18 protein-coding genes, 1 other RNA gene and 1 pseudogene are annotated in these 18,626 nt (G+C 45.9%); 10 read left to right on the plus strand and 10 right to left on the minus strand.

Features of this window, described 5'->3' with window-relative positions; genetic code table 11:
• Nucleotides 1–208: hypothetical protein (locus tag K941_RS17520; protein WP_036387973.1), on the plus strand; the 208-nt coding region annotated here is incomplete at its 5' end.
• Between the two features lie 28 nt (nt 209–236).
• Here K941_RS17520 and cysS read toward each other — a convergent pair.
• Together cysS and K941_RS0108735 are read right to left on the minus strand one after the other, a co-directional pair.
• The gene (cysS, locus tag K941_RS0108725; protein WP_029103321.1) at nt 237–1,634 is read right to left on the minus strand and encodes a cysteine--tRNA ligase; all 1,398 of its coding nucleotides are present in this window, start codon (nt 1,632–1,634) and stop codon (nt 237–239) included.
• 136 nt (nt 1,635–1,770) lie between these two features.
• Nucleotides 1,771–2,718: a hypothetical protein gene (locus K941_RS0108735; RefSeq protein ID WP_029103322.1), complete on the minus strand. Its 948-nt coding sequence runs from the start codon at nt 2,716–2,718 to the stop codon at nt 1,771–1,773.
• A 162-nt stretch (nt 2,719–2,880) separates the two neighbouring features.
• Here K941_RS0108735 and K941_RS0108745 point away from each other — a divergent pair, with 162 nt between their 5' ends.
• The gene (locus K941_RS0108745; protein ID WP_029103323.1) at nt 2,881–3,654 is read left to right on the plus strand and encodes a methyltransferase domain-containing protein; all 774 of its coding nucleotides are present in this window, start codon (nt 2,881–2,883) and stop codon (nt 3,652–3,654) included.
• A gap of 130 nt (nt 3,655–3,784) precedes the next feature.
• Here the strand turns inward: K941_RS0108745 and K941_RS17750 are convergent, their stop codons facing one another.
• Nucleotides 3,785–3,985, minus strand: a complete 201-nt coding sequence (locus K941_RS17750) for a YiaA/YiaB family inner membrane protein (RefSeq protein ID WP_265596822.1) — start codon at nt 3,983–3,985, stop codon at nt 3,785–3,787.
• Nucleotides 3,982–4,233, minus strand: coding sequence for a YiaA/YiaB family inner membrane protein (locus tag K941_RS17755; protein WP_228130391.1), 252 nt, complete (start codon nt 4,231–4,233; stop codon nt 3,982–3,984). The genes K941_RS17750 and K941_RS17755 overlap by 4 nt, the downstream gene beginning before the upstream one ends.
• A 254-nt stretch (nt 4,234–4,487) precedes the next feature.
• On the opposite strand from K941_RS17755, the gene lon reads away from it, so the two are divergent.
• The 5 genes from lon to K941_RS0108775 all read left to right on the plus strand — a co-directional run bounded on the left by lon (nt 4,488) and on the right by K941_RS0108775 (nt 10,376).
• Nucleotides 4,488–6,902, plus strand: a complete 2,415-nt coding sequence (gene lon / locus K941_RS0108755; RefSeq protein WP_051225982.1) for an endopeptidase La — start codon at nt 4,488–4,490, stop codon at nt 6,900–6,902.
• A 147-nt stretch (nt 6,903–7,049) separates the two neighbouring features.
• A complete protein-coding gene (locus K941_RS15330; RefSeq protein ID WP_051225983.1) occupies nt 7,050–7,640 on the plus strand; it encodes a WG repeat-containing protein in 591 nt (196 codons plus the stop codon).
• Nucleotides 7,641–7,730: 90 nt separating this feature from the next.
• The gene (gene argS, locus K941_RS0108765; protein WP_029103325.1) at nt 7,731–9,470 is read left to right on the plus strand and encodes an arginine--tRNA ligase; all 1,740 of its coding nucleotides are present in this window, start codon (nt 7,731–7,733) and stop codon (nt 9,468–9,470) included.
• Between the two features lie 61 nt (nt 9,471–9,531).
• Entirely contained in the window at nt 9,532–9,960 is a 429-nt protein-coding gene (locus K941_RS0108770; RefSeq protein ID WP_208854369.1) for an ASCH domain-containing protein, read from the plus strand.
• Nucleotides 9,957–10,376: an RNA-binding S4 domain-containing protein gene (locus K941_RS0108775; RefSeq protein ID WP_029103327.1), complete on the plus strand. Its 420-nt coding sequence runs from the start codon at nt 9,957–9,959 to the stop codon at nt 10,374–10,376. Before K941_RS0108770 ends, K941_RS0108775 begins: the two co-directional genes overlap by 4 nt.
• A 213-nt stretch (nt 10,377–10,589) precedes the next feature.
• Here the strand turns inward: K941_RS0108775 and ffs are convergent.
• Nucleotides 10,590–10,686: signal recognition particle sRNA small type (ffs, locus tag K941_RS16850), an RNA gene on the minus strand.
• A 438-nt stretch (nt 10,687–11,124) separates the two neighbouring features.
• Between ffs and K941_RS0108785 the strand changes: the two genes are divergently transcribed.
• Nucleotides 11,125–11,814: an SIMPL domain-containing protein gene (locus tag K941_RS0108785; protein ID WP_029103329.1), complete on the plus strand. Its 690-nt coding sequence runs from the start codon at nt 11,125–11,127 to the stop codon at nt 11,812–11,814.
• Nucleotides 11,815–11,913: 99 nt separating this feature from the next.
• Here K941_RS0108785 and K941_RS0108790 read toward each other — a convergent pair whose 3' ends face one another.
• The 5 genes from K941_RS0108790 to K941_RS0108815 all read right to left on the minus strand — a co-directional run bounded on the left by K941_RS0108790 (nt 11,914) and on the right by K941_RS0108815 (nt 16,709).
• Nucleotides 11,914–12,744 carry an inositol monophosphatase family protein gene (locus tag K941_RS0108790; protein ID WP_029103330.1) on the minus strand — a complete coding sequence of 277 codons (831 nt, stop codon included), beginning with the start codon at nt 12,742–12,744 and terminating at the stop codon, nt 11,914–11,916.
• Nucleotides 12,745–12,865: 121 nt separating this feature from the next.
• A complete protein-coding gene (locus K941_RS0108795; protein WP_084137725.1) occupies nt 12,866–13,366 on the minus strand; it encodes a WG repeat-containing protein in 501 nt (166 codons plus the stop codon).
• 522 nt (nt 13,367–13,888) lie between these two features.
• On the minus strand, nt 13,889–14,290 hold the full coding sequence (vapC, locus tag K941_RS0108805; protein ID WP_029103333.1) for a type II toxin-antitoxin system tRNA(fMet)-specific endonuclease VapC: 402 nt from the start codon (nt 14,288–14,290) through the stop codon (nt 13,889–13,891).
• Between the two features lie 14 nt (nt 14,291–14,304).
• Entirely contained in the window at nt 14,305–14,538 is a 234-nt protein-coding gene (gene vapB / locus K941_RS0108810; RefSeq protein WP_029103334.1) for a type II toxin-antitoxin system VapB family antitoxin, read from the minus strand.
• Between the two features lie 47 nt (nt 14,539–14,585).
• Nucleotides 14,586–16,709 (minus strand): 1-deoxy-D-xylulose-5-phosphate synthase, encoded by a 2,124-nt coding sequence (locus tag K941_RS0108815; RefSeq protein WP_029103335.1) that lies wholly within the window; start codon nt 16,707–16,709, stop codon nt 14,586–14,588.
• A 218-nt stretch (nt 16,710–16,927) separates the two neighbouring features.
• Between K941_RS0108815 and ribA the strand changes: the two genes are divergently transcribed.
• Entirely contained in the window at nt 16,928–17,545 is a 618-nt protein-coding gene (ribA, locus tag K941_RS0108820; RefSeq protein ID WP_036387981.1) for a GTP cyclohydrolase II, read from the plus strand.
• Nucleotides 17,546–17,593: 48 nt separating this feature from the next.
• Nucleotides 17,594–18,537 (plus strand): annotated as a pseudogene (gene hemF, locus K941_RS15335) (oxygen-dependent coproporphyrinogen oxidase).
• The last annotated feature ends 89 nt before the right edge of the window (nt 18,538–18,626 follow it).

Genomic DNA, 18,626 nt, shown 5'->3' on the forward strand with positions numbered 1-18,626 from the left:
AATTAGACTTCCTGCAAAACTAGGCTTTCCGTTCGCCCCGAGCTTGTTGAGGGGTGGCGGAAAACCGTTATGGTTCGACAAGCTCACCACGAACGGTTTTCCTTATTTTTGGGTTTTGCAGGAAGTCTATTGCAATTTTCCCCCTACGGATTATGGGCAATTTAAAAGCTCTTTGATATATTCTTTTAATCCCAAAAACAAAAATTGAGCCATAAAAATAGCTCAATTTTTTTTATTTACACTCTCCGCCAGCTCGTCCCTGCCCTACTGTCTTCTAGCTCCACGCCTTTTTCTTTTAGTTCGGCACGGATTTGGTCGGCAAGGGCAAAATCCTTATCGGCTTTGGCTTGTTTACGTTTATCAATCATCGCCAAAACCTCACTTTCAGAAATACTCTCATCGCCAATTTGGGCTTGCAAAAAGGCTTGGGGAGCGGTTTGGGCGATGTTTAACACGCTTGCCAAGGTCTTTAATATCACGGCAAATCGCTGTCCGCCTGCCATGTCGTCCGCCTTGACCGCTTTATTTATCTCGCCTGCAATCTCAAACAAGATACTCACCGCTTGGGCAGTGTTAAAGTCGTCATTCATCGCACACACAAAGGCTTGCCCGTACTCGCTTCCCCACGCTGTCTCGTCCGTGTCTACCACATCAAAAGGTTTTAGGGCGTGATATAGGCGTGATAAGGCGGTGCGGCTTTCTTTTAGGGCGGTGTCTGAGAAGTTAATCGGACTGCGATAATGGCTAGATAGGATAAAAAAGCGAATGGTCTCAGCATGAAAATCCTGCAAAACTTCACGAATGGTAAAAAAGTTATTTAAGGATTTGCTCATTTTTTCGCCGTCCACATTGACAAAACCAACGTGTAGCCAGTTGTTGGCGTACTGTTTGCCTGTCGCCCCTTCGCTTTGGGCAATCTCGTTTTCGTGGTGCGGAAACTGCAAATCATGCCCACCGCCATGAATGTCAAAACTCTCGCCCAAACAGCAGGTACTCATCGCACTGCACTCAATGTGCCAACCAGGGCGACCCAACCCCCACGGACTTTGCCAATGCGGTTCGGACGGTTTGGCGGATTTCCACAGCACAAAATCAAACGGATTGTCCTTATCGTCCACCGTCTCCACCCTTGCTCCTGCTTGCATGTCGGCAAGTTTGCGTTTGGAGAGTTTGCCATAGTCGGAGAAATTTGCCACCTTATAATACACATCGCCACTTGCCCCTTGATAGGCTAGGTCTTTGGAATGTAAGGTATTTATCATATCCAGCATCTGGGGAATGTGGTCGGTCGCTCGTGGCTCACTTGTCGGACGTAAGCACCCCAAACGGTCAGCATCTTCGTGCATGGCTTTGATAAAACGCTCAGTCAGCTCGCCAATGGTTTCGCCGTTTTCGCCTGCTCGTTTGATGATTTTGTCATCAATGTCGGTGATGTTGCGGACGTAGTTCACCTCAAAATAACGAGACAACCAACGATAAATCACATCAAAACTCACCATGACCCGAGCGTGTCCGATATGACAATAATCGTACACCGTCATGCCACAGACGTACATACCCACTTTGCCGTCATGGATAGGAACAAACCGCTCTTTTTGTGCCGATAGGGTGTTATAAAGGTGTAAATCGCTCATGGTGTGCCTTTTGGGTAATTAATCAAAGGTAAAATAAAAAAGAGATTATCATAACAAACTTTACCAAAAAGCACCACAAAAAAATACCCCAAATCGCTTTGGGGCATTTTGCCGTTTTTCATCTTGCCACAAAAGACTAGTAAGTCTCATCCGTCTCAACGATGGTAATCTCATTACTGGCAGGCTTTTCTGCCTTAGGTTCGGGTTTGGGTTCGGCTGTTGGCTTGGACTCTGTTTGAGCTTGGGTATCCGCTTTTGGCTTGGTCTCAGATTTTGGTTCGGACTTTGGTTCAGGTTTAGGCTCTGGCTTTGGCTCGGTATTTTGTGGTGTACCACTTGGGACATCCTCAGGCTGTAAAATCACCTCCTCAGGTCTTGGTGTCTGGGTAGGTTCAGGCACTGATGGCAATTCCACAGGGCGGATTTGCACCGTTGGGGCAGGTACGATGTCGCTTGATGATTTGCCAATTTGGGCGGTTTCACGTTTGGCATTGGCTTGGTTTTGGCGATTCATCGAACGCACCGCTGTCGCCATGGTTTCAGACGCCAGTGCGATGACGGGTGTATTGTTATCAATGGCAAGTGTCTCACCGTCCGCTTGGAAGACAAAATCTCCCACCAGACGATTGCCACCCATGAGACTCACGTCTTTTTCGATGGCTTGTTCTTCTAGGCTTGCCACGCCTGCCCCGCTAAACGTCTTATTGGCAAAGGCAATCTCTTCGTTAGGCAGAACAATATGAAGCTGTCCACGGCACTCACCACCGTCTTCGCTGACGTTTTGCAAATCAATGTCTAGCCCCGACAGGCGTGCCTTTAACTGCAATGACAGCTCATCGCTCGCCCCATTGCCCAGTCCACGCACAGACGCAGTGTAGAGCTCATCACGCACAAGGCTGACGACACGGTTTTTTAGGCTGACATCATCACAGACCACGGCAGGACGATCGACCACTTCGGGGGTTGCAACCTCAATCTCTGCCTCGGCTTGTGGCTCGGGACTGTCTTTTTTGGTGCAACCGACCATGCCAGTCAATGCAAGGGCAACGGCAGACACACGGGCTAAATGGTTAAACGTTTTCATGGCTTATCTCAAATTTGGTTTAAAATTTACTTATAAAATAACTTTAAATAACTTTAAAAAGCGGTCGCCACTTGATACAATGACGCCCAACAAGGCGGTATCATCAAGGCAAAACGTAGCCATTATACCACGCCAAACCCATTTGCCAAATTATTTTTTATCATGAATCAGCCTATCTCCCACGCCCATTTTAATGACCGTAATTTTAATGACATTGCCGACCATTTTGCCAAAAAAGTCTATGGCGGTCTAAAAGGTCAAATCCGCCTTGCCGTGTTAGAGCGAGATTTGTCCGAGCATTTACCCAACCGTCCGCTTCGGGTGTTGGACGTGGGAGCAGGACTTGCCCAAATCAGCCTAAACCTTGCCACACACCATGAAGTCATCATCAGCGACATCTCCGATGAGATGATACAAAAAGCCCAAGCCACCGCTTGTAAGCTTAACGTTTCACCCCGATTTATCGTGGCTCCTTATCAAGAACTCACAAACCTTTTAAAGGGACAAACATTTGACCTAATCCTATGCCATGCCGTCCTAGAGTGGCTGGGCGAACCTGCCAAAATCATGGCGTTTTTTGATGAATTTTTAGCCGATGATGGCTATTTGTCATTGTGCTTTTACAATCCTGCCAGCATGGTTTATCGCAACCTTATTATGGGTAATTTTTATCAATTAGCACGCCCCAAACCTGCCGATAACAAAAGCCTAACCCCAAACAACCCTGTCGCTTATGACACGGTCAAATCATGGCTTGATGATGGGGGATATACCACCCTTTGCCAGTCGGGGATACGAGTGTTTTCTGACTACGCTCCCTTAAAACGTGGCGGACACAACAACCCTGATGATGTCGTGGCAATGGAGCTTAACTATTCCCAAACCCACCCTTTTTGGCAAATGGGGCGGTATTTACATATCTTGGCGAAAAGATAAGATGATTCACTCTTGACTCAAAATAGTAACTTATTGATTATCCGATAATTATTTTTAGGTTGTAGGGACGAATTGCAATTTGCCCTTGATAAATTGATTACTTATATAAAAGTTGAGGGTGGGGCAATCCTTACTCTTTTTCTTTTAAAAAATCATCTTTTTCCAAAAAGACATCGCCCTGCTCATAAGGATTTTCATATTCCTTAACCGCTTGCAAATCCCGAATGTTCTTTTGAATGGTAATCACCGCAAAGAGCGACAAGGTAAACGCCATAAAATAATAGCTCTTTTCGCTAAGTAGCAAAGTGGCGTTCCACAGCCCCACGGTCATGAGTAGCACGGCAAGCCCCAACGCCACCCAACTAATGCCATAATAAATCCCGACACAGGGATATTTTCTGCTTTATCACGAATGGTCTTTTGCAGGCTAATCGCCGCATACAGCCCCAATGCCAATACCGCTACATAATAACCCTTTTCGTTTAACATCATCTCGGCATTCCACAGACCAACCAAAAAGCCAAGCACCGCCCAAGACGCACCGACATAAGCCGATGTTGGTTTATTAATAATTTGCATGGTTTTTTCCTTTTATCATTTAAAAAATTGATAGATATTTTTAGAGTTTTGAATAATATAGCAAAATAAAGCAAAACCGACAAGTGTACTTTATGGCATGATTTGGCTTTTGGCATTGACCATATTATAAACAATTTATAAACAATAGTACGATTTTTGACCCAATTTTTCATAAAATCATCGCACCACCTTGCAATTTGCCACGCCTGCCACCATAACAAGCTGACATTATAAGAATTTATTTGGAGTTTATCATGTCTGACAACCAAACCTTGCCCCTACTTGCCGTGCGTGATGTCGTGGTCTATCCACACATGCAAATCGCCCTATTTGTGGGGCGTGAGCAGTCCATTAACGCCATACAGCTTGCCAATGAGAGCTTTGATGGTCATCTGCTTGTGGTCTCACAAAAAGACTCGCTGTCAGAAGAGATTAACACCGACAATCTCTACCGCTTTGGCACGGTGTGCAGAGTCATTAGCACCATGCCCCACGACGCTGACGAAAACTGCCTAAAAGTACTCATCGAAGGGAAAACTCGTGCCGAAGTGGCGGGGGTTGATATTGATGAGACGTACAACGCTTTTGTGGCGGTGTTTCATGAACAGCCTGTTACCGACACGCTCGGCGATGATGACAAAGACGCTCACAAAAAGGTATTGATGGATTTTTTTGCCAGTTTTGCCGAAGAGAACCTACGCAACGGGCGTGAGATTACCCGTGTGGCAGGCAAGATTAGCGACCTGACCGAACTCATGTACTTTATCGCCACTCGGGTATCCATGCCCCTTGACAAGAAACAAACACTCCTTGAAGATGGCGACATCATGGATTATTACCACACGCTGACTGAGTTTTTTGTGAGCAATCATGCCGAGCAGTCGCTTGAAAATGAACTCCAAGAAACCGTGCGTAAGCAAATGGAAAATAATCATCGTGAGTATTTTTTAAATGAAAAAATGAAAGCGATTAAATCCGAGCTGTCCGATTTAAATGACGGAGCGGACGAAGAAGATGGCGAACTTGAAAAACGCCTAAAAGAAGTCGACCTACCTGATGATGTCCGCAAAAAGGCAGAAACCGAATTTAAAAAGTTAAAGCAAATGCCCCCAAGCTCATCGGAGGCGTCTGTGGTGCGTGGCTATGTGGAGTGGATACTTGACACCCCATGGAAAAAGGCAAGCAAGGTGTCTATTGACCTAAATAAAGCCAAAGAAACCCTTGACAAAGACCATTATGGACTAGACGATGTCAAAGACCGCATTGTTGAGTACCTAGCGGTGCAGTCTCGTGTCAAAAAACTGCGTGGTCCTATCCTATGCCTAGTCGGGCCGCCTGGTGTTGGTAAAACATCACTAGGCGAGAGTATCGCTCGTGCCACAGGGCGTAAGTTTGTGCGTATGGCGTTGGGCGGTGTGCGTGATGAAGCTGAGATTCGTGGACATAGACGTACCTATATCGGAGCGATGCCAGGAAAAATCGTACAGTCCTTGGCAAAAGTAGAAGTTAAAAATCCGCTATTTTTGCTTGATGAAATCGACAAAATGGCACAGGACTATCGTGGCGACCCTGCTTCTGCCCTGCTAGAAGTGCTTGACCCATCTCAAAACAACAGCTTTAATGACCATTATCTTGACTTAGATTTGGATTTGTCGGAGGTCATGTTTATCTGTACTGCCAACAGCATGAACATACCGCCTGCCCTGCTTGACCGTATGGAAGTCATTCGTCTGCCCGGCTATACCGAAGACGAAAAAATGAACATCGCTCACAACTATCTCACCCCCAAAGCCCTAGAACAAAACGGGCTTGGCAAAGATGAGCTGGACATTACCGATGATGCCATTCTTAGCATTATCCGCCATTATACTCGTGAGGCAGGCGTGCGTAACTTGGAGCGTGAGATTAACAAAATCAGTCGTAAAGCGGTGCGTTCGCAAGTTGAGACTTATGGCATCAAACCCAAAAAAAGCACGAAAATTGAGCCGTTATCGGTAACGGACGATAACATTGCTGATTATTTGGGGGTTAAGCCCTTTGACTTTGGTTTGGCAGAAAAAGAACCTGAAATCGGGCGGATTACAGGACTTGCGTGGACTTCGGTGGGCGGTGAGCTACTGACCATTGAGACTGCCACCATGCAAGGCAAGGGCGAGCTTGTCTTTACAGGGTCGCTTGGTGATGTCATGAAAGAGTCTATCCGTGCCGCCATGAGCGTGGTGCGAGCAGGGGGTGAACGCTTTGGTATCAGCTATGATAAGTTCAAAGACACCGACATTCATGTGCATATGCCCGAAGGTGCCACACCCAAAGACGGTCCGTCCGCCGGTATTGCTCTGACCACCGCTTTGGTGTCCGCCTTTACAGGCATTGCCATTCGTGCCGACATCGCCATGACGGGCGAGGTTACCTTGCGTGGTAAGGTGCTAAAAATTGGCGGTCTCAAAGAAAAACTGCTTGCCGCACATCGTGGCGGTATCAAGCACGTGCTTATCCCCAAGTCCAACGAACCTGACCTTGCCGACATTCCTGACAACGTCAAGGAGAGCTTGACCATTCAAGCGGTTGAGACCATTGACGAAGTCCTAAAAGTCGCCCTAGTCGCCCCGCTCATGCCTTTAAAGCCGAGTGTGGTGGTGAAGGCAGGCGAGCAAGCACTAAGAAGCTAATTAAAAAGAAGCCTTAAAACACCTCAAAACCCTGTCCACTGGCAGGGTTTTTTGTGGGTACATTTTGGCTTGTCTCTATATCCAAAATCGGCTAAGATAGGGAGAATTTCTCTTATTTTTCCTAACTTATCTTAATTGGTGATAGCCATGAAATCACTTTTAAACCCCCTTGTCATCGCCCTATTCCTTGTACCCTTATCCGCTTTGGCGTGTGAAAGACTGGAAGTGTCGGGACATGATGTTGGTTGCTTGCAGGGTGGCTTGGCGACAGTATGGCAACAGGATAAACAGGGTATTGCCGATAAAACAGGTAAAATTATTATTCCTGCTCAATATGATTTTGTCGGCAATTTTTCAGAAGGCTTAGCAATCGTAGAACAAAATAATAAATATGGCTTTATTGATAAAACGAACAAAATCGTTATTCCTATTCGATATGATGATGCTTGGCATTTTTCAGAGGGTTTGGCAGGTGTAGAGCAAAATGACAAATGGGGTTTTATTGATAAAACAGGCGAAGTGATTATCCCCTTTAAATATCAGAGTGCTGTTCTTTTTGTTGATGGTTTGGCTGTTGTAGAATTAGATAACAAATATGGCTTTATTGATAAAACAGGTAAAATAGCCATACCTTTTCAATATGACTACGCTTCTTGGGGATTTGAAGATGGTAAAGCCAAAGTCTCATTAAACGGCGAAACCTTTTATATAAACAAAACAGGCAAGCGCATTGACTAGCCCAAAGGGTTTGTGATGATTTTCCCCAAATCGCTAAATTTCTAGTATAATAACCCGTTTTAAGTTTTAACATCACTTTTAAGAGCTATCATGACTATCCAATCCCTACTTCACACCCACCTACAAACCGCCATGATAAACGCAGGGGCGGACAAAGACACCGACCCTGTCATCAAGCAATCAGGCAAGCCCCAATTTGGCGACTACCAAGCCAATGGCGTGATGAGCGTCGCCAAAAAACTTGGCACAAACCCACGAGAATTTGCCCAAAAAGTGCTTGATGAGCTGGAAAATAGCCAAGCCTTAGACGGCATTGCCGACAAATTAGAAATCGCAGGGCCGGGCTTTATTAACATCTTTCTTGACAAAGAATTTCTTGCCAAGTCCGCCCATACCGCTCGCACGTCCGACCGCTTGGGTATTACGTCCGACCACACCGAGACGGTTATCATTGACTATTCGTCGCCAAATGTCGCCAAAGAAATGCACGTTGGGCATTTGCGTTCTACCATTATTGGCGACAGCTCGGTGCGTGTGCTTGAATTTTTGGGCGACACCGTCATTCGTGCCAACCATGTGGGCGACTGGGGGACGCAGTTTGGTATGCTCATCGCCTACCTTGAAAAAATGCAAAACGAAAATGCGTCCGATATGGAATTATCCGACCTAGAAGCCTTTTATCGTGATGCCAAAGCAACTTATGATAACGATGAAGCCTTTGCCGAAAAAGCTCGTAGCTATGTGGTCAAACTCCAAAGTGGCGATGAATATTGCCTTGCCATGTGGCAAAAACTCGTTGCCATTACCATGAGCCAAAACCAAGCCAGTTACGAACGCCTAAACGTAACCCTAACCGATAAAGACATCATGGGCGAGAGTCTATACAACCCCATGCTCCCCGACATCGTCAAAACCCTAAAAGACAAAGGCGTGGCGGTAGAAGATGACGGGGCGACTGTGGTATATCTGCCCGAATTTAAAAACAAAGAAGGCGAGCCACTTGGTATCATCATTCAGAAAAAAGACGGCGGATTTTTGTACACCACCACCGACATCGCCGCCGCAAGCTATCGCTATCACACCTTGCACGCTGACCGTGCCATTGTCTATTCTGACACACGTCAAGCCCAGCACATGGCACAGGCGTGGGCGATTGCACGGCTTGGCGGATTTGTGCCTGATAACTTTAAATTAGAACATCACAATTTTGGCATGATGCTTGGCAAAGACGGCAAACCGTTCAAAACTCGTACAGGCGGTACGGTCAAACTTGCCGACCTGCTTGATGAAGCAGTTGCCCGTGCCACCGTCTTGATAGACAGCAAAAACCCAGACGTAACTGCCGATGAGCGGACGGCACTCATTGATGCGGTTGCCATTGGGGCGGTCAAATATGCCGACCTATCCAAGCACCGCACGACCGATTATGTGTTTGACTGGGACAGTATGCTCAACTTTGAAGGCAACACCGCCCCTTATATGCAGTACGCTTACACCCGTGTGCGTTCTATTTTTGCCAAAGCAGGGGTAAATCCTGACACACTAACAGGCGAGATTGTCATCACGGACGACAAAGAGCGAGCATTGGCGGTCAAATTGCTACAATTTGAAGAATCCCTACGCCAAGTCGCCAAAGACGGTACGCCCCATGTGTTGTGTGGCTATTTGTATGAATTAGCTGGGATTTTTTCATCGTTTTATGAAGCCTGCCCGATACTGTCGGCAGATGACGACACCAAAAACAGCCGTCTGCAACTGGCGGATTTGACCGCTAAGACCTTAAAAACAGGCTTGGATTTACTCGGCATTAAGACGGTTGAGAAAATGTAATTAACAATTCAAGATTGCCATTGGGTTGTCCTAATGGCAATTTTTTAAATTGGAAGCACTTATGTTTGACAAATTTGGCAATATGAGCACCGACAATTTAAACATTACCACCCTGCCCCATTGGTCATTTGGCGACAGTCCCAAAATGGCGGACGAACTTGTAGGGCTTGTCCTAGACGGCAAAAAGCGAGCCACTTGCACCGCTCTGCATTGGCATTTGGACGAGCCAGCTTATCCCGTTGGTAGCCTACAAGTCATCACAGACGGACAAAACCGCCCACGCTGTGTTATCCAAAACACCGCCCAATTCATCATTCGCTTTTGTGATGTTGATGAAAAGTTGGCACGTCAAGAAGGCGAAGGCGATTTGTCGCTTGATTTTTGGCGGACGGCTCATCAAGAATTTTTTGAACGGTTTGGGATATTTGATGATAAAATGTGGTTGTTGTTTGAAACCTTTGATGTTATAAAAATACTGGACACCCCATGAAAAATCAACCCAACAAAGAACCCCAAGCCCTAAATAAAGTCCGTGCCGACAAATGGCTGTGGGCGGCACGATTTTTTCGCACTCGCACCCTTGCCAAAGAAGCGATAGAAGGCGGAAAAGTCCACATGAATGGTCAAAAAATCAAAACAAGCAAAGAGCTACAAGTGGGCGACACCCTAACCATTCGCCAAGGTCATGCCAGCGTCCAAGAACAAAAAACCATCATCATCAAAGCCTTATCTGACAATCGGGGCAGTGCTACCATCGCCCAAACGCTATACGATGAGACAGATGAGAGCATTGCCACCCGAGAGTTTTTTGCCGAGCAACGCAAATTACAAAACCTTGCCAGACCATCCACCAAACCCGACAAAAAACAACGTCGGGACATTGAGAAATTTAAAAATAATTGGTGAAGATTGTACGCAGGAATGTGCCAAAGAAATGGTATCAGGATAGATTACCCCATTCTCAACTTTATATGAGTGCTTGATTTATCAAGGGTGAATTGCAATTCACCCCCCACAACTTACAAAATAATGAAGTAATAATCAATAGATTGCAATTTTAAGTTGGGATTGGAGTATAGATTACAAAAAGAGAATTGCCAAATTTTAGGCAAAAAAAGACTTCATCAGCACATCTTCGGCACACTTTGGGATTACTACCGTTGCTACCTTCCGGTCCTGGCGGGGTTCATAAATCAAAGTTGCGAAGCTACCGATGAAGCCGAGAGTAATTATACATGATTTTTTTAAAAATGCAAGAAAATTTTTTTAGATTTTATCAATTTAAAAGCACTCAAACCTCACAAATAATTTTAAAAAATAAATCCATGCTATTTGTTAGGGTGTGCCTGCCTTTGGTATTTGCAATGAAAATGCCTGTTAAAAAAAGCAGGGGAATCGCCCGTTTTTCAAGGAAAAGTCCGCCGTTGATATTGGAATATCGCCAAGGATTTTGACTTCGAGCCACAAGATTTAGCCATTTTTCATGCAAAAACACCGTTGTACTGCTACAACATTTTCTAAATTTTAAATTGTGTTATAAAGGGCAGGCACGCCCTACATTAAAGCAATAATCAGATACAAATTAGCACAACAATCAAGAATAAATTGTATTACAATAATTTAGTTTTTGTTATATTCTATCACGGAGTAATTCATGCGTGCATTCACACTACCCTTACTGCTTAGTTTGGCATTAGCAGGCACTCACGCCCACGCCCAAAGCTACAACCAAATCAGCTTTAATGTCGAGACCGCCAAAACCATCGCCAACGATGAGCTGACTGCCACACTCACCAAATCAGCGGACAACGCCAATGCCAAAACGCTGGCAAATACCCTAAACACCACCGCCGACAAAGCCCTAGCCATCGCCCAAAAATACCCCAATGTCAAAGTCACCACAGGTCGCCATCACACCTACCCACGCTATGACAACAAAGGCAAGATGAACGGCTTTACAGGTTCATCATCAATCAACATCCAAAGCCGAAACTTCGAAGAAGCCAGTGAGCTCATCGCTGAGCTACAAGGCTTTATGACACTTGGCACTCTTGACTTTGGTGTATCCGAAGCCACCCAAAAGGCAGTAGAGAATGAACTCAAAGCCCAAACCATCCAAAAATTCACCGATGAAGCCAAAACCATCAGCACTGCTTTTGGGGCGAGCGATTATAGAATCATAAAAGTGGACTTAAACAATGCTGGTGGTCGTTTTAGTGTCAGTCCCATGATGGGTTATGCTGCAGCCGCAGCACCCGAAAGCTCAGTCGCCACCCAAAGCTATGAAGGCGGTGAAAGCCGTCTTAATTATGAAGCCCAAGGCGTGATTGAATTGGTTAAATAATATTCATCAGTTTGGGACAGGTAAGCCCTAGCCCCATCAAAAAACCACCAAACGCCTTGTTTGGTGGTTTTGATTTTTAAATACAATATCAATATCTTATCACGCCAATGCATTTCCCCATGTCGGGATGACCGCTTGCATGAGTGGTTTTAGTAGTTTGGCATTACAAGCAAAGACTGAACCTGTACGCATGGCGTTGTTTGCCCCTTTGTGGTCAACCACCACCGCTCTGGCTTCACTGGCAATCAGCTCGCCTGCACACACGTCCCACGGCTTGATACTCATCTCAAAATAGCCATCAAAACGCCCTGCCGCCACATAGCACAAATCCAGTGCCGCCGACCCTGTACGACGAACCTGTCCGCCCTGCTCACAAATCACCGCCAAACTGGCAAAGTGCTGACGGATAAAGCTCGTGCGAGTCTCGCCCGTCATGCGTTCATAAGGATGTCCTGTGGTGAACAGTCCGCCCGCTATCGTGGTACGCTCTGAGACCGACAGACGACGTTGGTTCAATCTCGCCCCACGTCCACGACTGGCAGTAAACAGCTCATCACGCACAGGGTCATAGACCACGCCATGTTCGGTCACGCCTTTGTGCTGAATGCCGATAGACACACAAAAATGCGGTACGCCATGCACGAAGTTCTGCGTACCATCTAGTGGGTCAATGACAAAGCACCAATCAGCATCCGCCCCCTTACCTTCTTGTAAGCCAAACTCTTCACCCAAAAATGAGTGCTTAGGATAGCTTTCTTTTAACAAAGAAATGGTCAGCTCTTCGGCATAACGGTCAATCTTCGTTACCAAGCCATCAAGCCCCTTAGACTCAACACCCAAATCAATACGATGACGGTTCTCATGAGCCTTTAAAATCTCATAACCGACTTTTTTCGCCACTTCGGACGCAATCACCACCATAGGTTCCATAACACACCTTACAAACGTTTATTAAATTTAAATAATGCTTTTGTATTCATCATACAAAGACGACCATTATAGCCCAAAATGGGCAAAATTGCGACCAAAATTTACCACTTGCCAAATTAACCTAGTAGCTTGGTTCTGGTATCACAGGCTCGCCAGAGAGTAACTCATGCGCCAAATCCACGGCAGGCACATCGACCGTATCAGGTATTGGCATGACAGGTGTCTCATCTAGCACCCTTTGACCCTGCCCATCCACCATAAAATATTCATCATCCCTGCGAACCAGTGCCGTGCCATTTTTAAAAAATCCCACATCATCATATTTTAGTGGCACCACCAGTAGTCCTTGATGATTAATAAAACCAAATTTATCTTTATATCGCACCTTAGCGACACCCTCATCAAACACACCAATCTCATCAAACATGAGTGGCGCGATGACAATCCCCCTATCATCCATCATGCCATATTTGCCGTTTTGGGCGACTTTTATTAACCCGTCCGAGATACACTCACGACTGTCGTACTCTTCACTGGCTTTGGGCATGACACATTCATAAGCCATTGCCGTGTGGCTTATGTCCAAAACAAACATCAAGAACATTACGGGGAATTTAATCATTGGCGTGGATAATCGTGTTATGGAAAATGACGTCAGTCAATCAAACAATCATTGATAAATTTTATCAAACTTTATTCATCAATGCTACTTATTAGCACTCATTGCATTTGCCACTACCAAATTCATGTCTGTTTTTCCTTAATTTGCCCAATTTATAATTTTATGCTAAATTACATTGGTTTTTACTTATATATTATTCTTTTACAGTGATGATTATCTTGGCAAAGATTTGCAAGGCGGATTGGTGTTACTTGATTTTGGTATTAGTCTAAAAAGTATGCCAAACTAGGTTTTCCGTTCTCCCTGAGCCTGCCTGCGAGTAGGAAAATCGTTATGAGCAGGCATAGCTCACCACGAATGGTTTTCTTTATAACATACTTTTTAAACCAGAGCCAAATAGTTATACCCAAGAAACTTTTAAACTTACCACAAGCACAATGATGCTTGGATATAAAGGCGTGGCAAGTATCAAGTTTGTTAGGCATAAAAGACATTTAACCAAATTATGCCAAATTTAATAAATCAAATCGCCCAATTATCAACCCTAAGCCCTGACACTCGTTTAAATTCATCGGTATTATTGGTAATCAAGGTCAGCCCCAATGCCCGTGCATGAGAGGCGATATAAATGTCATTTTCACTAATAAGCTTGCCCTGCTTGGTCAAATCGGCACAAATCTCGCCGTAATGGGGCGAGCATTCTGCGGTATAATCAAGCACCGTCAAACGTGATAAAAAATCTTCGACTTGATGTAGATTTTTATCCATAAATTGGCTGTTGTACGCCCCAAAATACAACTCGCTTGCCACGATACTGCTTACGCAAATCCGCCCTGCATATTGATTGAATTTGTTTAATGCTTTTATGGGGCGTTCTTTTATCACATAAATGCAGATATTGGTATCCAGCATAAAACTAAACATATTCGTCCTAGTTATCAGTCAAAAGTCAATCGCTCGCTTTTTGGCATGGTCGGGCGGTTTGCCATAAAATCATCACTCGCTCGCTCATCACTCAAAAAAAAGCTGTCCCATACACCATCAATTGGGGTCAAAATCCGCTCATTGCCCACTTTTCTAATCATGACGGCTTTGATATCGTCATCAAAGCGAAATTTGGCAGGAATGCGAACCGCTTGGGTGCGATTATTAAAAAAAACACTGGTTTGCATGGCATTCTCCCATAAGTGTATATGACATTAGTATATGTCAAATTCCATTATTTATCAATATCAAGGCTAGACAATCTCGCCAAAATCCCACCCTTATCCAGCCCACACTCCGCCAACTGCTCATCATGACTGCCATGAGCGACAAACACATCATCGATGCCAATCTGCAAAAGCCGACCACCATAGCCCAAACTTGCCAGATACTCGCCCACCGCAGAACCCGCTCCGCCCATACGCTGATGCTCTTCTACCGTGATAAAATGCGTAACGCCCTGCCCGATAAGCTCGTCTATCAGCTCATTATCAAGTGGCTTGATCCACCGCATATCCACCACCATGATGGGCGTGTCTGTCGTTTGGGCGAACGTTTGGCTTGCCGATAGGCTGTCGCTTAGGCGTGTACCAAAGGCAAGAACGGTGATTTTTTTGCCTGTCTCTTTTTTGTCTGATTTGTCCGTAAAATTATCCGTCCGCCATACGATTTTTGCCTTGCCGATGACAAATTTTTCATCATCTTTAATAATCTGTCGCCCCACGCCCACGCCCCTAGGATAGCGAATGGCAGACGTGCCTCGATAATTATAACAAGCATTCAACAGATGATAACACTCATGTTCATCGCTTGGCGTGGCAATCACCACATTTGGCACACAGCGTAAATACGCCAAATCAAACACGCCTGCATGAGTCGCCCCGTCTTCACCTACAAGCCCCGCTCGGTCTATGGCAAAAGTTACGTCTAAGTTTTGTAAGGCGACATCATGGACAAATTGGTCATAGCCCCGTTGTAAAAAGGTAGAATAAATCGCCACCACAGGCTTTAATCCGCCTGTCGCCATGCCCCCTGCTAAGGTTACGGCGTGCTGTTCGGCAATCGCCACATCAAAAAACTTGGTAGGATACGCCTTGGCGAATGCTACCATGCCCGAGCCTTCGCACATGGCAGGGGTAATGGCGACCATGTGGGGGTCAGCTCCGTTGTCCATAAGCCAGTCGCCAAAAACGTCTGAATATTTTTTGGCTTTAGGGGCATTGTCCGTTTTGTCTGTTGTCGGCAACTCACTTTTTGGCAACTCATTTTTGGGTAGTTTGCCAATGGCATGATAAGTAATGGGGTCAGCTTCGGCAGGCAAAAAGCCCTTGCCCTTGACCGTATGCACATGAATCAACACCGCCCCTTTTAACTGTTTGGCACGTTCGAACACTTGCAAAAGTTTTGGCAAATCATGTCCATCAAAAGGTCCAAGGTAGGTGAAACCAATCGCCTTAAATAGATTATCAGGGAAAATATGGTCATGCACTTTTTCGGCGATTTTGTCCGACAAGGGCATGGGCGGAGCGTTTTTACCAAACAAGCCACCGATATTTTGCACAAGATTACCGCCCAGTTTGGCAGGGATTTTTTCTAGGGTTTCTTTTGCCCCATTTGCCATATGCAAATAGTGGCGAACCCGTCTGTCATCAGGGCCAATCTCACGCTTTATCATGAGGATATTGCCGTGTTTGTCAATGTCAAAGGCAAGCCCACGTTGCCACAGCCGTGCCAAATGGCGACTAAACCCACCAATGGCTTGCGAGATTGACATGTCATTATCGTTTAGCACCACCGTCAAATCGGCATTTTGTTGCACCGCATCATTCATCGCTTCAAACGCCATGCCCCCCGTCATCGCCCCGTCTCCGATGACCGCCACGACCTTGCGTTTTTCGCCCTTGATACGACTGGCAAGACTCATGCCAAGCCCTGCCGATATAGACGTAGAGCTATGCCCCACGCCAAAGGTGTCGTACTCGCTCTCGCTCCGCTCGGGAAATGCCGTCAGACCGCCTTTGGCACGGATACGCACCAGCTTATCACGCCGACCTGTCAGCACCTTGTGAGCGTACGCCTGATGACCCACGTCCCACACGAGCTTATCATAAGGTGTATCATAACTGGCGTGCAGGGCGACCGTCAGCTCTACCACGCCCAAATTTGCCCCAAAATGCCCACCACTTTGACCGACCGAGTAAAGCAAATATTCACGGAGTTCGTCCGATAATTGGCACAGCTCATCGGTGCTTAATGCCTTTAAATCTTTGGGCAAGCTAACCTTATCCAAAAGCGGTGTCGTGGGGCGAGACGTGGGCAGGTGCGTGAAGGTGCGTGGTGCGTGGGCAGAAGTTGGCATGGGGCTAGTGTTCCAGATTTTAATTTTTTAAAAGTTGTCTTTAAAAAGTTATGTTAAGTTATAACAATTTTTGCGGTATAATGCCAAACTTGGCAATGGCAACGCCAAACTTGAATCAGAGGCTTATTTTACAAGATAGCCTTTTAATTTGCCATAGTAGCACCATTTAATTCACAAATAATCCACAATACTTTTAAAAATTTGCATTTTTGGGGAAAATTTTGTACCAATTTATCAGCAAAGCCAATCTGCCTACCGTGCATGGAGATTTTATCATTCATGCATTTGAAAATGAACACGGTCAAGAACACGTCTTACTAAGTGTCGGCTTGCCGTCCACCGACCCCGACAAAATCCCACTCATTCGCATTCATTCTGAGTGTCTGACAGGGGATGCTTTTGGCTCATTAAAATGCGACTGTGGCCCCCAGCTCAACACCGCCATGCAAATGATACAGGCTCATGGCTGTGGGGCAATTTTGTATCTACGCCAAGAAGGGCGTGGCATTGGACTGGTGAACAAAATCCGAGCCTACGCCCTACAAGACCAAGGGCATGACACGCTAGATGCTAACCTTATGCTTGGCTTGCCAGCGGACGCACGCACCTATGAGATGTGTGAGATTATGCTAAAACACGTTGGCATTACCAAAGCCAAACTTTTGACCAATAATCCAAACAAACTTGCCTACCTGCAAGAATTGGGGATTGATGTGGTGGAGCGAGTGCCGTTGTTGGTGGGGGTTAATCAGTTTAATGCCGAATATTTGGCGATTAAAGGGGCAAGAATGGGGCATTTTATCCCCAGTGAGGTTAAAATTAGCCCAAAAATCTAACTTCGCAACTATCTAGGAGCTTCCATGACAGACGTTAGCACCACCTAAATTACCGCCATCCGAGACTATCTGTTGGCATTACAAGAACGCATTTGCACCACCCTAGAACACTAAGAACACACAGGCGGTATCGATGGCAAAAGCGATGTTCGCTTTGTTCCCGATGTTTGGGAACGCCAAGAAGGCGGTGGCGGTCGCTCGTGCGTGCTGTCGGACGGTCAAGTCATCGAAAAAGGCGGTGTGATGTTTAGCTACATTCATATCAACAAATTGCCCCCATCAACGTCCGAGCGTTATCCAGAGCTTGCAGGGGCGTCCGCTCAGGCGATGGGCGTGTCGCTTGTCATTCACCCAAAAACCCCACATCCCCACAAGCCACGTCAACGTCCGCCTGTTTGTTGCCATGCTCAAAGATGGGGGCGAGCCGATTTGGTGGTTTGGTGGTGGGTTTGATTTGAACCCTTTTATCCCAAATTGTCCGATGTGCTACATTGGCACAAAACCGCCCACACCCTTTGTCAGCCTTTTGGCGATGATGTCTATCCAACTTTCAAACAATGGTGCGATGATTATTTTTCTTAAAGCACCGTGGCGAATGCCGTGGCGTGGGCGGTCTGTTTTATGATGATGCCAATACCAAAACCCAAGGCTGGGATTTTGACAAATGCTTTGCCTTTATGCAAGCGGTGGGGCAAGGCTATCTTGATGGGATCGTACCGATTTTTGAGAATAACAAACACACCCCCTACACCCAAAGCGAGCGAGAGTTTCAGCTGTATCGCCGTGGGCGGTATGTTGAGTACAATTTGGTCTATGACCGTGGGACAATATTTGGACTACAGTCAAATGAACGCACCGAATCGATTCTGGCATCCATGCCGCCGCTAGCCAGTTGGTCGTATCGCTATGAGCCTGAAGTAGGCACGCCTGAATTTGAACTGACCGACTTTTATTTAAAGCCTAGAGATTGGCTGGCATTACAACCAACCTAATAGTTACTGGTCGTGTGATTGGACACGGCGTATTGGTTTGTTTGGACGCAGGCAACATTCATGACTTTCATTGAAAAACGCACTGTTGA

Origin of the sequence: Moraxella caprae DSM 19149 (genome assembly GCF_000426885.1) — a bacterium.
Lineage (GTDB): Bacteria > Pseudomonadota > Gammaproteobacteria > Pseudomonadales > Moraxellaceae > Moraxella > Moraxella caprae.

Bases quoted from the DNA above. Each gene is read 5' to 3' on its own strand.
- K941_RS0108795 (WP_084137725.1), bottom strand. From the start codon at position 13,366: ATGATTAAATTCCCCGTAATGTTCTTGATGTTTGTTTTGGACATAAGC.
- cysS (WP_029103321.1), bottom strand. From the start codon at position 1,634: ATGAGCGATTTACACCTTTATAACACCCTATCGGCACAAAAAGAGCGG.
- K941_RS17755 (WP_228130391.1), bottom strand. From the start codon at position 4,233: ATGCAAATTATTAATAAACCAACATCGGCTTATGTCGGTGCGTCTTGG.
- lon (WP_051225982.1), top strand. From the start codon at position 4,488: ATGTCTGACAACCAAACCTTGCCCCTACTTGCCGTGCGTGATGTCGTG.
- K941_RS0108770 (WP_208854369.1), top strand. From the start codon at position 9,532: ATGTTTGACAAATTTGGCAATATGAGCACCGACAATTTAAACATTACC.
- vapB (WP_029103334.1), bottom strand. From the start codon at position 14,538: ATGCAAACCAGTGTTTTTTTTAATAATCGCACCCAAGCGGTTCGCATT.
- K941_RS17750 (WP_265596822.1), bottom strand. From the start codon at position 3,985: ATGACCGTGGGGCTGTGGAACGCCACTTTGCTACTTAGCGAAAAGAGC.
- K941_RS0108790 (WP_029103330.1), bottom strand. From the start codon at position 12,744: ATGGAACCTATGGTGGTGATTGCGTCCGAAGTGGCGAAAAAAGTCGGT.
- K941_RS0108735 (WP_029103322.1), bottom strand. From the start codon at position 2,718: ATGAAAACGTTTAACCATTTAGCCCGTGTGTCTGCCGTTGCCCTTGCA.
- K941_RS15330 (WP_051225983.1), top strand. From the start codon at position 7,050: ATGAAATCACTTTTAAACCCCCTTGTCATCGCCCTATTCCTTGTACCC.
- K941_RS0108815 (WP_029103335.1), bottom strand. From the start codon at position 16,709: ATGCCAACTTCTGCCCACGCACCACGCACCTTCACGCACCTGCCCACG.
- vapC (WP_029103333.1), bottom strand. From the start codon at position 14,290: ATGTTTAGTTTTATGCTGGATACCAATATCTGCATTTATGTGATAAAA.
- K941_RS0108775 (WP_029103327.1), top strand. From the start codon at position 9,957: ATGAAAAATCAACCCAACAAAGAACCCCAAGCCCTAAATAAAGTCCGT.
- argS (WP_029103325.1), top strand. From the start codon at position 7,731: ATGACTATCCAATCCCTACTTCACACCCACCTACAAACCGCCATGATA.
- K941_RS0108785 (WP_029103329.1), top strand. From the start codon at position 11,125: ATGCGTGCATTCACACTACCCTTACTGCTTAGTTTGGCATTAGCAGGC.
- K941_RS0108745 (WP_029103323.1), top strand. From the start codon at position 2,881: ATGAATCAGCCTATCTCCCACGCCCATTTTAATGACCGTAATTTTAAT.